This is a genomic window from Pseudomonas sp. RC10 (assembly GCF_038397775.1).
GTDB classification, from domain to species: Bacteria; Pseudomonadota; Gammaproteobacteria; order Pseudomonadales; family Pseudomonadaceae; genus Aquipseudomonas; species Aquipseudomonas bambusae.
In genome coordinates this window covers 205959-220691 of sequence record NZ_CP151650.1, presented here as the reverse complement: position 1 = coordinate 220691, position 14733 = coordinate 205959, and the positions used below count along the sequence as shown (strand labels likewise).

At 60.6% G+C, this 14733-nt stretch carries 15 protein-coding genes; 9 read left to right on the top strand and 6 right to left on the bottom strand.

Annotated elements, in window-relative coordinates; all coding sequences use genetic code 11:
• Positions 1-5: 5 nt before the first annotated feature.
• Positions 6-1118 (bottom strand): DNA-processing protein DprA, encoded by a 1113-nt coding sequence (gene dprA / locus AAEO81_RS00985; protein ID WP_341961114.1) that lies wholly within the window; start codon positions 1116-1118, stop codon positions 6-8.
• Between the two features lie 124 nt (positions 1119-1242).
• A complete protein-coding gene (locus AAEO81_RS00980; protein WP_341961112.1) occupies positions 1243-2268 on the bottom strand; it encodes a LysM peptidoglycan-binding domain-containing protein in 1026 nt (341 codons plus the stop codon).
• Positions 2269-2416: 148 nt separating this feature from the next.
• Here AAEO81_RS00980 and def point away from each other — a divergent pair, with 148 nt between their 5' ends.
• The 5 genes from def (at position 2417) to AAEO81_RS00955 (ending at position 7085) form a co-directional block, all read left to right on the top strand.
• Positions 2417-2923, top strand: a complete 507-nt coding sequence (gene def, locus AAEO81_RS00975; protein WP_341961110.1) for a peptide deformylase — start codon at positions 2417-2419, stop codon at positions 2921-2923.
• Positions 2924-2981: 58 nt separating this feature from the next.
• A complete protein-coding gene (gene fmt, locus AAEO81_RS00970; RefSeq protein ID WP_341961108.1) occupies positions 2982-3941 on the top strand; it encodes a methionyl-tRNA formyltransferase in 960 nt (319 codons plus the stop codon).
• Entirely contained in the window at positions 3938-5257 is a 1320-nt protein-coding gene (gene rsmB / locus AAEO81_RS00965; protein WP_341961106.1) for a 16S rRNA (cytosine(967)-C(5))-methyltransferase RsmB, read from the top strand. The genes fmt and rsmB overlap by 4 nt, the downstream gene beginning before the upstream one ends.
• 129 nt (positions 5258-5386) lie before the next feature.
• Complete coding sequence (trkA, locus tag AAEO81_RS00960) at positions 5387-6760, top strand: Trk system potassium transporter TrkA (RefSeq protein ID WP_166593912.1); 1374 nt, start codon at positions 5387-5389, stop codon at positions 6758-6760.
• A 34-nt stretch (positions 6761-6794) separates the two neighbouring features.
• A complete protein-coding gene (locus AAEO81_RS00955) occupies positions 6795-7085 on the top strand; it encodes a tetratricopeptide repeat protein (RefSeq protein WP_341964664.1) in 291 nt (96 codons plus the stop codon).
• Positions 7086-7216: 131 nt separating this feature from the next.
• On the opposite strand, the gene AAEO81_RS00950 is transcribed toward AAEO81_RS00955, so the two are convergent.
• On the bottom strand, positions 7217-8104 hold the full coding sequence (locus AAEO81_RS00950) for a lysophospholipid acyltransferase (RefSeq protein ID WP_341961105.1): 888 nt from the start codon (positions 8102-8104) through the stop codon (positions 7217-7219).
• A gap of 200 nt (positions 8105-8304) precedes the next feature.
• Positions 8305-8859, bottom strand: a complete 555-nt coding sequence (locus AAEO81_RS00945) for a DNA-3-methyladenine glycosylase I (RefSeq protein WP_341961104.1) — start codon at positions 8857-8859, stop codon at positions 8305-8307.
• An 82-nt stretch (positions 8860-8941) separates the two neighbouring features.
• Here AAEO81_RS00945 and glyQ point away from each other — a divergent pair, with 82 nt between their 5' ends.
• From glyQ to AAEO81_RS00925, 4 genes are read left to right on the top strand one after another with little or no spacing between them, the layout of a single operon-like run.
• Entirely contained in the window at positions 8942-9889 is a 948-nt protein-coding gene (gene glyQ / locus AAEO81_RS00940; protein WP_166593916.1) for a glycine--tRNA ligase subunit alpha, read from the top strand.
• Positions 9886-11940 (top strand): glycine--tRNA ligase subunit beta, encoded by a 2055-nt coding sequence (gene glyS, locus AAEO81_RS00935; RefSeq protein WP_341961101.1) that lies wholly within the window; start codon positions 9886-9888, stop codon positions 11938-11940. Before glyQ ends, glyS begins: the two co-directional genes overlap by 4 nt.
• A gap of 16 nt (positions 11941-11956) precedes the next feature.
• On the top strand, positions 11957-12508 hold the full coding sequence (gmhB, locus tag AAEO81_RS00930; protein WP_341961100.1) for a D-glycero-beta-D-manno-heptose 1,7-bisphosphate 7-phosphatase: 552 nt from the start codon (positions 11957-11959) through the stop codon (positions 12506-12508).
• Positions 12509-12564: 56 nt separating this feature from the next.
• The gene (locus tag AAEO81_RS00925) at positions 12565-13335 is read left to right on the top strand and encodes a lysophospholipid acyltransferase family protein (protein WP_166593919.1); all 771 of its coding nucleotides are present in this window, start codon (positions 12565-12567) and stop codon (positions 13333-13335) included.
• 184 nt (positions 13336-13519) lie between these two features.
• Here the strand turns inward: AAEO81_RS00925 and AAEO81_RS00920 are convergent, their stop codons facing one another.
• Entirely contained in the window at positions 13520-14023 is a 504-nt protein-coding gene (locus AAEO81_RS00920; RefSeq protein WP_341961097.1) for a hypothetical protein, read from the bottom strand.
• Positions 14007-14708 (bottom strand): MFS transporter, encoded by a 702-nt coding sequence (locus AAEO81_RS00915; RefSeq protein WP_341961096.1) that lies wholly within the window; start codon positions 14706-14708, stop codon positions 14007-14009. The genes AAEO81_RS00920 and AAEO81_RS00915 overlap by 17 nt, the downstream gene beginning before the upstream one ends.
• Between the last annotated feature and the right edge of the window lie 25 nt (positions 14709-14733).

Genomic DNA, 14733 nt, shown 5'->3' with positions numbered 1-14733 from the left:
TAACCTCAGCGTGCCCGGGCAAACCATCGTCCCGCCTCACTCGCCACGCAACCGTCCAGCTCAAGCTCCGTCAGCGCCACCAGCACATTCGGCAGTGACCACCCGCTACTGGCAGCCAGCCCTTCGCTGGTATGCGGCGCAGCGTGCAGCAGCGCCAGCAGGGGATGGTCGGGCTTGCCGGGGTTTTCCACAGGCGCTGGAGGGGGCGCCAGGTTCTTCCAACCTTGCAAACCCTCAAGAATATGATCGACGGTTTCGACCAGCGTCGCGCCTTCCCGAATCAACTGATGACAGCCCCGCGCACCGGGATGATGGATCGACCCCGGAATGGCGTACACCTCGCGGCCTTGTTCCGCTGCCAGCCGCGCCGTGATCAGCGAACCACTGGCAACACTCGCCTCTACCACCAGTACGCCCAGCGATAGGCCGCTGATAATCCTGTTCCGACGCGGAAAGTTACTGGCATGAGGATCAGCATCCAACGGCAGCTCCGAAACCACCGCACCACCGTGAGCCATCATGTTCGCCGCGAGCTGACGGTGCCGCTGTGGATAAAGTTTTTCGATCCCCGTTCCCAAGACGCCAATCGTGGCGCCTTTAACGTCCAGTGCACCCTGATGAGCAGCCCCATCAATGCCCAACGCCAAGCCGCTTGTGACAACAAATCCGGCGCCCGCCAGGCTTCGTGCAAACGCGGCTGCGGTGTCGAGCCCGGGTCGGGATGCACGCCGACTGCCGACCATTCCCAACTGTGGGCGATCAAGCAAAGCGCGATTACCGGCGACGAAAAGGAGTGGCGGCGGATCAGGAATTTCGGCCAGCAGCGCGGGGTAGTCCGGGTCGTCCCACATCAACAAATGCTGGCCCGGACGCTCTAGCCAGGTCAATGCGGCGCTGGCGCCATCGCGTACGGTTGGGTCGCGACGGGCGTCGGCACTGATCGCGGGCAGACGCAAAGAACGCCAGGCGGAGGCTGGCGCACTCAGGGCCGCAGAGGCGCTGCCGAAGGCATTGATGAGGGTTTGAAAACGCTTGCCACCAATTTCAGGCAAGCGATGGAGACGCAGCCGCGCCTCCAGTTCGGCAGGCGACTGCCCCACTTTTTCGAACATCGGCATGAGATCTTCCTTAACCGGCGACCCACCTCGACAGGTGGGCCAACCTGTGGATAACTCTGTTGACAACGTTTAGATAAGTGAAGCATGCCGGTGGAAAAAAGTGTTTTAGAGCTGATACATAGGATTACGGATTGCGCACCCGGTCGTTGACCGCCAACGATCGGGTTGCGTGCAATACCATGCCGTAAGCGAGGTGGTTATAGGTGCGGAACACCATCAGCAAACCGGAGCGCTCGTCGGGAATCTTTACCTGTTCGCCCGTGATGCGGTCACGGACGGTTTCACCCGCTTTGTAGATCGCCAACACGTTGCCATCGGCCAGACCGTCCATCTTGCCCCGGTCCAGAGTGACCACGTCGAACTCGCCGATCTGCGTCACACCCCGTGGCACGTCGATGATCGTGCCGCGAATTTCCCGCTGCGGCTCGCTTGGGACGAAGGTCGAGTTGATCGCACGCTCTTCGCTGACGAACAGGCGGTCACCCAGACGGACTTCCTGCGTAGAGCGCTGCATCTGCACGGTTGCGATGTCGCCTTCAGCCGCCACGATTTCACCACTGCCCACGTCGTCGGCATTGATGCCCAGCGGAACGTTGGTCTCTGGATCAAAGTAGGTCTTACCCTTACGGAAGACCCCGTACGACACGTGGTCCGGGCTGAATTGGCCACGGGCGTAGATGCGGTCCCCGGCGCCACTGAGCACGCGCTCGCCGTTGCCGGCCACGATGTACGGGGCGGTTTCGAATTCTTCAGGGGTGTCGATGATGCGGTTGTTCAGCAGAAACGCGTTGATCGCGCCCAACGGGATGGTGGGAATCGCGTCGGCAATCGGCGTGCTACGCACACGCGGTGACAATTTGATGGTGCCGCGAGACTCGCCACGATTGGCGACGATCCTCGGTTGACCGTCCACGTAGATCAGCGTCAGGGTGTCGCCGGGGTAGATCAGATCCGGGTCGTGAACCTGCGGATTGGCTCTCCAGAGCTGCGGCCATTTCCATGGCTGACTGAGAAACTTTCCTGAAATGTCCCAAAGCGTGTCACCGGCGACAACGGTGTAGCGCTCTGGATGGCCTTCCTTGAGTTGTACTTGCGCCTGGACAAGGCCTGTCGCGGCCAACAGCAGCAGGGCGAGTAGTGATTTCCTCATGCGGTGAATCCCTTTATCATGTTGGCTTCGCGTGAAACGTGGAGTCTTGCGAGACTTCTGTTTTACAAGGGCTGCCCGCTTGTCTTGTAACGCCCCCAAGCCTAGCAGCCGATTTTGACTTTACCCTACAAGTGCATCTCTTACGTATATGGCCATTTTAAACATTCTCGAATTTCCCGATTCGCGCCTGCGTACCATCGCCAAGCCGGTGGCTGCTGTGGACGACGGCATTCGCCAGTTGGTCGACGACATGTTTGAAACCATGTACGAAGCGCCTGGCATCGGTCTGGCGGCGACGCAGGTTAACGTACACAAGCGCGTCGTTGTAATGGATCTCTCGGAAGACCGCAGCGAACCACGGGTTTTCATCAACCCGGAGCTGGAGCCGCTGACCGAAGAAATGGACCAGTATCAGGAAGGCTGCCTGTCCGTTCCCGGTTTCTACGAGAACGTCGACCGCCCGCAGCGGGTCAAGGTCAAGGCGCTGGACCGCGACGGCCAGGCCTACGAACTGATTGCCGAAGGCCTGCTCGCCGTGTGCATCCAGCACGAATGCGATCACCTGAACGGCAAGCTGTTCGTCGATTACCTGTCCACACTCAAGCGTGACCGGATCAAGAAAAAGCTGGAAAAACAGCACAAGCAGAACGCTTGATCCCTCACCCAAAAGGCCTCTTGCTGAGGCCTTTTCTTTTTTACACAACGAGAAGCCCATGACTGAGCCATTGCGCATCGTCTTCGCCGGCACCCCGGAATTCGCCGCCGAACACCTCAAAGCCCTGCTCGACAGCCCTTACGACGTGATCGCGGTTTACACCCAGCCTGATCGCCCGGCGGGTCGCGGCCAAAAGCTGATGCCAAGCCCGGTCAAGCAACTTGCTCTGCAACACGCCATTCCCGTTTTTCAACCGCCGACCCTCCGTGCCCCCGAAGCCCAGGCCGAACTGGCCGCGCTCAAGCCGGATCTGCTGGTTGTCGTCGCCTACGGCCTGATCCTGCCGCAAGTGGTCCTCGACATTCCACGGCTCGGTTGCATCAACAGCCACGCTTCGCTGCTGCCTCGCTGGCGCGGTGCGGCGCCAATTCAGCGCGCCGTGGAAGCGGGCGACGCCGAAAGTGGCGTGACCGTGATGCGTATGGAGGCAGGGCTGGACACCGGCCCGATGCTGCTCAAGGTCGTCACGCCAATCACGGGCGAAGACACCGGCGGCACGTTGCATGATCGCTTGGCGGAACTTGGCCCGCCTGCCGTGGTGCAGGCCATTGCCGGTCTGGCGGAAGGCACGCTGGTGGGCGAAGTGCAGGATGACAGCCTCGCAACTTACGCTCACAAACTGAATAAAGATGAAGCGCGCATCGACTGGTCGCGTCCGGCTGATGAGCTGGAGCGACTGGTGCGGGCCTTCAACCCGTGGCCGATCTGCCACAGCACGCTCAACGGCGAAGCCTTGAAAGTGCTGGGCGCGCAGGTCGCTGAAGGGCAGGGCGAGCCGGGTACGGTCCTGAGCGCCAGCAAAGACGGCCTGATCGTCGCCTGTGGGCAACAGGCCCTTCGCCTCACCCGCCTGCAACTGCCGGGCGGTAAACCGCTGGGGTTCGCCGACCTGTTCAACAGCCGCCGTGAGAAATTCGCGACCGGGACCGTTTTGGGTCTCTCGGCTGACGCGTCATGAACCCGCGTCTGGCCGCCGCCAAGGCTTTGGCTGCCGTGCTCAGTGGCAAGGCTTCGCTGAACAGCTCGTTGCCCACGCAACTCGACAAGGTGGATGATCGTGATCGCGGCCTGACGCAAGACCTGGCGTTTGGCACGGCGCGTTGGGAGCCTCGTCTTTCGGCGCTCGCCGCCAAGCTGCTGCAAAAGCCCTTCAAGGCCGCCGACAACGACGTTCAGGCGCTGCTGCTCCTGGGCCTCTATCAGCTGTTTTATTCGCGTATTCCCGCTCACGCTGCCATTGGCGAGACGGTCGGCTGCGCTGACAAACTGAAGAAGCCGTGGGCAAAAGCCTTGCTCAATGCCGTGCTGCGCCGCGCTCAGCGTGAAGGCGAAGCGCTGTTGCTGGAGCTGGAACATGACCCGGTAGTCCGCACTGCTCACCCGCGCTGGCTGCAAAAAGCCTTGAAGGCTGCATGGCCCGAGCATTGGGAAGCCATCTGCGCCGCGAACAACGCGCACCCGCCGATGATTCTGCGGGTCAATCGCCGCCACAAAACCCGCGAGCAATACCTGCAGCTGCTGCAAGACGCAGGCATTGCCGCGAATGCCAGCGCGTTCAGCCAGGACGGCATCGTGCTGACCGAACCCGGCGACGTCCGCTCGCTGCCGGGCTTCGCCGAGGGTTGGATCAGCGTTCAGGACGAGGCCGCGCAACTGGCCGCCGACCTGCTGGAGCTGGCGCCGGGTCAGCGCGTGCTCGACGCGTGCTGCGCGCCGGGGGGCAAGACCTGCCATCTGCTGGAAGTGCAACCGGGCTTGTCCGGCGTCGTCGCGGTGGACCTTGAAGCCAAGCGCATGGTGCGTGTGAAAGAGAACCTCGACCGTCTCGGGCTGAGCGCCGAACTGATCGCCGCCGACGCCCGCGCCACCGATCAATGGTGGGACGGCAAGCCGTTCCAGCGCATCCTGCTCGATGCGCCGTGTTCGGCGACCGGTGTGATCCGTCGTCACCCGGACATCAAGCTGACCCGTCAGGCCGATGACATTCCCGCCTTGGCGACCCTGCAAGGTGAACTGCTCGACGCGCTGTGGCCGACGCTGCAAGTGGGCGGGATCTTGCTGTACGCGACTTGTTCGACGCTGCCCACTGAAAACACTGAAGTGATCGACGCTTTCCTCGCCCGCACACCCGGTGCGCGAGAGCTGGACATCGCCGGTCAGCAAGGCAACCCGCCGCCGGGGCTGAAACAGCCGCACGGTCGGCAGTTGTTGGCGCAGGAGGGCGGGCATGACGGGTTTTATTACGCGAAGTTGATCAAGATTTCTGCGGGTTGATATAAGACCTGTAGGAGTGAGCTTGCTCGCGATAGCGGTGTGTCAGGCGACAAATCTGTGACAGGCCTACCGTTATCGCGAGCAAGCTCACTCCCACAGGATTGTGCAGAATTCCTAAGGAGAGGCTGATTGAAGATCATCATTCTCGGTGCGGGCCAGGTGGGCGGCACGCTGGCGGAGCATCTGGCCAGCGAGGCCAATGACATCACCGTCGTGGACACCGACCCGGATCGCCTGCGAGCGCTGGGCGACCGTCTGGACATTCGCACGATTCAGGGCCGCGGCTCGTTCCCTACCGTACTGCGCCAGGCCGGGGCAGACGACGCCGACATGCTGGTCGCCGTGACCAGCAGCGACGAAACCAATATGGTCGCCTGCCAGGTCGCCTACACCCTCTTTCATACCCCGACCAAGATCGCCCGTGTGCGCGAGTCGGCGTACCTGACCCGCTCGGGTCTGTTCGACAACGATGCCATTCCGGTGGACGTGTTGATCAGTCCCGAACAGGTCGTCACCAACTACATCAAGCGCCTGATCGAATACCCGAGCGCGCTGCAAGTCATCGACTTCGCGGACGGCAAGGTGCAGCTGGTGGCCGTGAAAGCCTATTACGGCGGTCCATTAGTGGGTCAGCAACTGCGCCAGTTACGCGCCCACATGCCGGAAGTCGATACACGCGTCGCAGCCATCTTCCGTCGTGATCGTCCGATCATTCCTCAAGGCGATACGGTGATCGAGGCTGACGATGAAGTCTTCTTCATCGCCGCCAAGGCGGACATTCGTGCGGTGATGGGCGAAATGCGCAAGCTGGACGTCAGTTACAAGCGCATTGTCATCGCCGGGGGCGGGCAGATTGGCGAGCGACTGGCCGAGGCCATCGAAAACCGTTACCAGGTGAAGATCATCGAGATGAACCCGGCGCGTTGCCGCTACCTGTCGGACACCCTCGATAACACGGTGATCCTGCAAGGCAGCTCTTCGGACCGCGACCTGCTGATGGAAGAGAACATCGACAACGCTGACCTGTTCCTCGCGCTGACCAACGACGATGAGGCCAACATCATGTCCTCGCTGCTGGCCAAGCGGCTGGGGGCGAAAAAGGTCATGACCATCATCAACAACACGGCGTATGTGGACCTGGTGCAGGGCGGCGAGATCGACATTGCCGTCAGCCCGCAGTTGGCGACCATCGGCACGTTGCTGGCCCACGTGCGGCGCGGCGATATCGTGAGCGTGCATTCATTGCGGCGGGGCGCGGCGGAAGCCATCGAGATCGTGGCCCACGGCGATGCCAAGTCGAGCAAGGTGATCGGCAAGGCCATCATGCACATCAACCTGCCGCCCGGTACCACCATTGGCGCGATCACGCGTGCGGACAAAGTGCTGATCGCTCACGACAGCACGGTCATCGAATCCGGCGACCACGTGATCATGTTCCTTGTGGATAAAAAGCATATCCGCGACGTGGAACGGCTGTTTCAGGTCGGATTGAGCTTTTTCTAAAGGAGGGGTCCGCGTGCTCGAATCATTGGAAAAGATGCTCGCCAAGGGCATGGACAACGCCTTGCTGCGCTTCGGTCTGGGCAAGGGCTATCTCGATGCCGGGGATCATGCCAAGGCAGCGGAGCATTTGCAGCGCTGTGTCGAATTCGACCCGAAATACTCGGCGGCGTGGAAGCTGCTCGGCAAGGCCTGGCTCGCTTCAGGGGATAAGGCGAAGGCTCGTCAGGCGTGGGAGCAGGGGATTCAAGCCGCGGTCGGCCATGGTGACAAGCAGGCCGAGAAGGAAATGACGGTGTTTCTCAAAAAGCTGGATCGCAAGGCGTAACGCCATCCCATATTGAAATGTGATCCCTGTAGGAGTGAGCTTGCTCGCGATAGCAGTGTGTCAGTCAGAGCATGTATGACAGTCATTGCGTGATCGCGAGCAAGCTCACTCCTACAGGGGGTTGCCCTGGCTCAATACCAGCGCTTCTCGCCCTCGGGTCGTTTCTTGAAGCGCTTCATCGTCCACATGTACTGGCTCGGATACGCCCGCACATATTTCTCCACAACCTTGCTCATCGCCGCCGCCGAGGTTTCGGTGTCGGTGCTGTACATGTCGTCCGGCGCGGCCTCCAGGACCACCTTGTAGCCTGAGCCATCCTCAAGGCGCATCGCGTGCAGGAACACACCGACGGCTTTGCCACCGGCCAACATGTTCGGCACGAATTTGCTGGTCAGCGCCACCGTCCCACAGAACGGCACGAAGACACCCGCCGACTCTGCTGGCTCCGGGTCAGCCGGAATGCCCACCGAGCCACCTTTGCGCACCTCTTTGATGACGCTGAGAATGCCTTCCTTGGTCGATGCCGCGACGCGGTTACCCAGTTGCACGCGCTGTTTGCGCAGCAGTTCATCCACCGCCTTGAGCTTTGGCGGGCGATAGAAAATGATCGGTTTGCACTGGCTGCAATAGAAGTGGTTAAGCACTTCCCAGTTGCCGAGGTGGCTGGTGATGCCGACCACGCCTTTGCCGGAGGCCAGCGCGTCCTTCAGCACCTGTAGCCCTTCGACTTCACGCACCAGATTGATCGATTTTTGCGCAGGCCAGATCCAGGCGCAGGCGCTTTCGGTCAGGGTCTTGCCGATGTCCATCAGGCTGCGACCGACCAACGCCTCAAGCTCGCTTGGACTCAGCTCGGGAAAACACTTGGAAAGGTTGATCCGCGCGACTTCGCGAGAGCGATTGGGCAGCTTCCACATCAACCAACCAATGCCGGTGCCCACCCATTGCACGGCGCGCCAAGGCAACAATGCAAACAATCGCAACGCCCCGACCATCATGGCGCCTTTGAACTTATCCACAGATCACTCCTGAATCGATGAGGCGGGCATTGTAACCATTCAGCACAAGCGTTCGCACAACGATGCACTGTCGCCCGCTGAGCTGAATGAATATCCCCTGAGGGAGCGAATTCATTCGCGAGGCGTCGGTACAAACGACAGAAATGGATCGACTGTACCGGCCAATCGCGAATGAATTCGCTCCCACAGATGTTCATCTCTCACGCGTTCGCCAACTCGGCATACCGATCACAATCGGTCGTGTGGTCCATGACCATTCCGGTCGCCTGCATATAGGCATAACAGATGGTCGGCCCCACGAACGTGAACCCGGCTTTCTTAAACGCCTTGCTCATGGCCTCGGCCTCAGGCGTGATCGCCGGAACTTCACTGCGGCCCTTGAAGTGATTGATCTTGGGTTGACCACCGACGAACGACCAGACAAACGCCGCCGGGTCTTCGAGGCGCAACCAGGCCTGTGCATTCTTGCGGGCGGCGTTGAGCTTGAGGCGGTTGCGAACAATGCCCGGCTCCAGCATCAATTCTTCGATTTCAGCGTCAGTCATGGCCGCGATCCGGCGCACGTCGAAGTCGAACATCACTTCACGGTAGCGGGCGCGTTTCTTCAAAATGGTGATCCACGACAGGCCGGCCTGGAACCCTTCGAGCAATAGAAACTCGAACAGCTTCTGCGCGTCGCGCAACGGCACACCCCACTCTTGGTCGTGGTAGTCCATATAAATTGGCTCTTCGTTGCACCAAAAGCAGCGTGGCATAGGGCTCCCAAGGGTGGAGGCGCTGCCGAATCGGGTATACTCCCGCTCTTTAAATCGCAGCCCCCCAGTACAGGTGAATTTCGTGAGCCAGCCTACGCCAGCCGTGCGTACCTTCCAAGACTTGATCCTCGCCCTCCAGCAATACTGGGCTGAGCAAGGTTGTGTGGTACTTCAGCCCTACGATATGGAAGTGGGCGCCGGCACTTTCCACACCGCCACGTTTCTGCGCGCCGTCGGCCCGGAAACCTGGAACGCCGCCTACGTACAACCGAGCCGTCGTCCTACCGATGGCCGTTACGGCGAGAACCCTAACCGCCTGCAGCACTACTACCAGTTCCAAGTGGTTCTGAAACCCAACCCGGACAACTTCCAGGAGCTGTACCTCGGCTCCCTGAAACATGTCGGCCTGGACCCGCTGGTCCACGACGTGCGTTTCGTCGAAGACAACTGGGAATCTCCAACCCTGGGCGCCTGGGGCCTGGGCTGGGAAATCTGGCTCAATGGCATGGAAGTCTCGCAGTTCACCTACTTCCAGCAAGTGGGCGGCATCGAGTGCTACCCGGTCACCGGCGAAATCACCTACGGGCTTGAGCGTCTGGCGATGTACCTGCAAGGTGTCGATTCGGTCTACGACCTGGTCTGGACCGACGGCCCGTTCGGCAAAGTGACCTACGGCGACGTGTTCCACCAGAACGAAGTGGAGCAATCGACCTACAACTTCGAACACGCCAACGTCGACAAACTGTTCGAACTGTTCGACTTCTACGAAAGCGAAGCGATGCGTCTGATCGAAGCCGAGCTGCCACTGCCGAGCTACGAAATGGTCCTCAAGGCCTCGCACACCTTCAACCTGCTGGATGCCCGTCGCGCGATTTCCGTGACTGCGCGTCAGCAATACATCCTGCGCGTACGCACCCTGGCCCGCTCCGTCGCCCAGGCGTACCTGATGGCCCGGGCCAAGCTTGGCTTCCCGATGGCCGCACCTGATATCCGCGACGAAGTGTTGGCGAAGCTGGAGGCTGCACAATGAGTGCTCAAGATTTCCTGGTTGAATTGGGCACCGAAGAACTGCCACCCAAAGCACTGAACACCCTGGCCGACGCGTTCTTGGCCGGTATCGAAAAAGGCCTGCAAGCCGCTGGTCTGACCTACAGCGCCAAGCAGGTGTATGCCGCGCCGCGCCGTCTGGCCGTGCTGATCACCGAGCTGGCAACCCAACAGCCGGACCGCAGCGTCAATCTGGACGGCCCGCCACGTCAGGCCGCGTTCGACGCCGACGGTAACCCGACCCAGGCAGCCCTGGGCTTCGCCAAGAAATGTGGCGTCGACCTGAGCGAAATCGATCAGAGCGGCCCGAAGTTGCGTTACAGCCAGAGCATTGCCGGGAAACCGACCGCGAGCCTGCTGCCAACCATCATCGAAGACTCGCTCAACGACCTGCCGATCCCGAAGCGCATGCGCTGGGGTGCGCGCAAGGAAGAGTTCGTGCGTCCGACCCAATGGTTGGTAATGCTGTTCGGTGACCAGGTCATCGACTGCACGATCCTCGCCCAGACCGCTGGCCGTGAATCCCGTGGCCATCGTTTCCATCATCCGGAAAGCGTGCGCATCACCTCGCCAGCGAACTACGCCAGCGACCTGCGTGCTGCTCACGTGCTGGCTGATTTCAACGAGCGTCGTGCGCTGATCAGCAAGCGTGTCGACGAACTGGCGACCCAACACGAAGGCACCGCCATCGTGCCGCCTGCGTTGCTGGACGAAGTGACCGCGCTGGTCGAGTGGCCGGTGCCGCTGGTGTGCTCGTTCGAGGAGCGTTTCCTCGAAGTGCCGCAAGAAGCCCTGATCACCACGATGCAGGACAACCAGAAGTATTTCTGCCTGCTGGACGCTGAAGGCAAGCTGCTGCCGCGCTTCATCACGGTCGCCAACGTCGAGAGCAAAGACCCGTCGCAGATCGTCTTGGGTAACGAGAAAGTCGTTCGCCCCCGCCTGACCGACGCCGAGTTCTTCTTTAAACAGGACAAGAAGCAGAAGCTGGAAACCTTCAACCAGCGCCTGCAGAACGTCGTGTTCCAGGCCCAGCTGGGCACTGTGTTCGACAAAGCCGAGCGCGTGTCGAAGCTGGCCGCGTTCATCGCGCCACGCATCGGTGGCGATGCTCAGCGCGCAGGCCGTGCCGGTCTGCTGTCGAAGTGCGACCTGGCGACCGAGATGGTCGGCGAATTCCCTGAAATGCAGGGCGTGGCGGGTTACTACTACGCGCTGGCCGATGGCGAGCCGGAAGACGTCGCACTGGCGCTGAACGAGCAGTACATGCCGCGTGGCGCGGGCGCGGAGTTGCCAAGCACCCTGACCGGTGCAGCGGTGGCCATCGCTGACAAGCTCGACACCCTGGTCGGCATCTTCGGCATCGGCATGCTGCCAACCGGTAGCAAAGACCCATACGCACTGCGTCGCGCCGCGCTGGGCATCCTGCGGATTCTGATCGAGAAGAAGCTGGACCTGGACCTGATCAAGACCGTGCAATTCGCCGTCACTCAGTTCGGCACGAAGGTCAAACCGGCCGGCCTGGCCGAGCAAGTGCTTGAGTTCATCTTCGACCGCCTGCGTGCGCGTTACGAAGACGAAGGCGTCGATGTCTCGGTCTACCTGTCGGTCCGTGCCCTGCAACCGGGTTCGGCGCTGGACTTCGACCAGCGCGTGCAAGCCGTTCAAGCGTTCCGCAAATTGCCGGAAGCCGCTGCACTGGCCGCCGTGAACAAGCGCGTTTCGAATCTCTTGAGCAAGGCCGAGGGCAGCATCGCCCAGACCGTCGAGCCAAAATATTTCGACAACGCCAACGAGTTCTCGCTGTACTCGGCGATTCAGCAGGCAGACCAGGCCGTCGCGCCGATGTCGGCCAACCGTCAGTACAACGAAGCGCTGGCCCGTCTGGCAGCACTGCGCGAGCCGGTGGACGCCTTCTTCGAGGCCGTGATGGTCAACGCCGAAGACGCCAGCGTGCGCGCCAACCGTTATGCGTTGCTGGCGCGTCTGCGCAATCTGTTCCTCGGCGTCGCTGACATCTCCCTGTTGGGCTAACGCCGGAGCGCATGATTTGAAACTGCTGATTCTCGATCGGGACGGGGTGATCAACGAAGACTCCGACGCTTACATCAAGTCGGTGGAGGAGTGGATTCCGATTCCCGGCTCGATCGAGGCCATCGCGCAGTTGAGCAAGGCGGGCTGGACCGTGGCCGTGGCCACCAACCAGTCCGGTATTGCTCGCGGTTATTACGACCTCGCCACGCTGGACGCCATGCACGCACGTTTACGCGCATTGGTGGCGGAGCAGGGCGGTGAAGTCGGCCTGATCGTTTATTGTCCGCATGGCCCGGACGCGGGGTGCGATTGCCGCAAGCCCAAGCCGGGCATGCTGCGCAACATTGCCAGCCATTACGCCGTGGACCTTCGCGGAATCTGGTTCGTCGGTGACAGCAAGGGTGACCTGGAGGCGGCGGTGGCCGTCGACTCTCAACCTGTTCTGGTCATGACCGGCAAAGGACACAAGACGCGGAGCAACCCGTTGCCCGCAGGAACGTTGATTTTTGACGATCTGGCGGCGGTTGCCGCAAAACTTATTCACAACAGCGCATCAACGAACGACTGACCGGTCGTCCAACGGTACGCTCCATCCGGGCACTGCCCGTAACGGTAAAAGCAGCTATGTCGATAGTGCAGGCCATCAGGATCTTCATCTTTTACCTGCTGCTGGGCACCACTGCCCTGCTGTGGTGTTCGCTGAGTTTCTTCGTTGCGCCTTTTCTGCCTTTCCGCGTTCGTTATCGCTTCATCAACGTGTATTGGTGTCGCTGTGCGGTCTGGCTGACGAAGGTGTTCCTAAACATCAAGGTCAACGTCACCGGCCAGGAAAACGTGCCAAAGACGCCGTGCGTGATCGTGTCCAATCACCAGAGCACGTGGGAGACCTTCTTCCTGTCGGCGCATTTCCAGCCGCTGAGTCAGGTCCTCAAACGTGAACTGCTGTATGTGCCATTCTTCGGTTGGGCGATGGCGATGCTTCGCCCTATCGCCATTGACCGTAACAACCCTAAGGCCGCGCTCAAGGTGGTGGCCAAGAAGGGTGACGAACTGCTCAAGGACGGCGTGTGGGTGTTGATCTTCCCGGAAGGAACGCGGGTGCCCTACGGTCAGATCGGCAAGTTCTCACGCAGCGGCTCGGCCATGGCAGTAAATGCGGAATTGCCGGTCCTGCCCATCGCCCATAACGCGGGCAGGTATTGGCCAAAAGAAGGGTGGGCCAAGAAGCCCGGCACTATCGAAGTAGTGATTGGTGAGCCGATGTATGCAGAAGGCACTGGCCCGCGGGCGATTGCCGCGCTGAATGATCGGGTGTCCGCCTGGAACGAGGCCACGCAGAAGGCGCTAGGCTCGCCTGTCATGCCAGCGCCCACACCGGAAAAATCACCGGCGTGAATTGTGGATAACCTGTGCACCAAATGTGTGAAATTTTTGAGAATCGTTCATAACCTCCTGATTTTGTTGCTTATTTCCAGAGGCGATGGTCGAACCAAAAACGTGCATAAGTTTTTTCTGACAGACATTTTTTACGCTTGAAAACATCGGTCTTGAGCCTTCACGGTCAAGACCGATGTCGTTTTTACGGAAGCGCTTTCGGCGCGGATATCCACAGATTGCAAAGCGCCGCCATCCCAATCAAAACCAGCCCTCCGCTAGCTGCCGCAACGAACCCCATCGCAGGGGAAAGGCTGTCGATGGCAAAGCCAACGAGCGGGGCAGACAGCGTCTGGCCTATTCGATACGCCGAGTCGTGCAGCCCCATCACTTCGCCTCGCACATCCGAAGGCGCCAGTTTGGCGACAGCTTCCGATCCCGCTGCCAGCGTAGGCGTGCACAACAGGTTGGTGGGCAACAGCGCCAGCATCAGCCACCACCAGACCTGATCGAACAGCGCCACTGGCAGCAGCAGCAAACTCATCGCCAACGCCAGTCGGGCCTGCGACCACGACCGCCGAACAATGCCATGGACAAATCCGCCCGTGATCGATGCTACGGACATGGCCGCGATCACATATCCCGTAAACGCGATCTCGCCATTGCTGCGCAGCACGGCAATCAGCGCCAGCTCAGTCCCGTAGAGCACAAACAAAGCCGCCGCGCTGACAAACTATTGCAGACAGCAGTGGGCCGCTCATCCACGTCCTCAACTTGGGTCGGACACGCTGTATCTTCTGAGCGGCTTCGTCGAGAGAACGCGTGGGCCAGTTCAGCTTGTACAGCACGATGTACGAAAGCGCCCGCCACACGCCGATACCAATGATGGTCGCTGTGGCCGAGTAAGACGTGATCAGGAGAATGCCGGTGGCAGGCGCAATGACGAACCCCAGCTCCATCAACATCATGTTCAGCGAATACGCCGGGCGACGCTGGTCTTCAGGCACCAGGCTGGCCACGAACTGACGAGCCAGCGAACCCGTCGGCACCGTAAATACGCCTGCAATAAAAGCTAAGCAAACGTAGATGGGATAACTCGCCAGCGGCAGGCCCAGCCACGCGACGGTGGATATCGTGCCGCTAACGGCCACCACCGGGCGCAGACCGTGGGAATCGATCTTGCGCCCCAACAGCGGCGAGCCCACGGCAAACCCCAACGCCGTGGCGGTCGCGACGACACCGGCATCGAAATAACTGCGCCCCATTTCATTCAGCACATGCAGGCTGAGCGTGAGGGTCATGATCGTCAGCGGCAAGCCGGCGACAAACATGAACAGCGTCGCTGGCAGCACCCGAGGGATGGCCAGCACTTTCTGGTACTTGCGAAACGACATCCGGTTACCGCTCCTTTAACCCCGT

Coding starts and splice junctions, on each gene's coding strand:
- dprA (WP_341961114.1), bottom strand. CDS start 1,118: ATGCCGATGTTCGAAAAAGTGGGGCAGTCGCCTGCCGAACTGGAGGCG.
- AAEO81_RS00980 (WP_341961112.1), bottom strand. CDS start 2,268: ATGAGGAAATCACTACTCGCCCTGCTGCTGTTGGCCGCGACAGGCCTT.
- def (WP_341961110.1), top strand. CDS start 2,417: ATGGCCATTTTAAACATTCTCGAATTTCCCGATTCGCGCCTGCGTACC.
- fmt (WP_341961108.1), top strand. CDS start 2,982: ATGACTGAGCCATTGCGCATCGTCTTCGCCGGCACCCCGGAATTCGCC.
- rsmB (WP_341961106.1), top strand. CDS start 3,938: ATGAACCCGCGTCTGGCCGCCGCCAAGGCTTTGGCTGCCGTGCTCAGT.
- AAEO81_RS00955 (WP_341964664.1), top strand. CDS start 6,795: ATGCTCGCCAAGGGCATGGACAACGCCTTGCTGCGCTTCGGTCTGGGC.
- AAEO81_RS00945 (WP_341961104.1), bottom strand. CDS start 8,859: ATGCCACGCTGCTTTTGGTGCAACGAAGAGCCAATTTATATGGACTAC.
- glyS (WP_341961101.1), top strand. CDS start 9,886: ATGAGTGCTCAAGATTTCCTGGTTGAATTGGGCACCGAAGAACTGCCA.
- AAEO81_RS00925 (WP_166593919.1), top strand. CDS start 12,565: ATGTCGATAGTGCAGGCCATCAGGATCTTCATCTTTTACCTGCTGCTG.
- AAEO81_RS00915 (WP_341961096.1), bottom strand. CDS start 14,708: ATGTCGTTTCGCAAGTACCAGAAAGTGCTGGCCATCCCTCGGGTGCTG.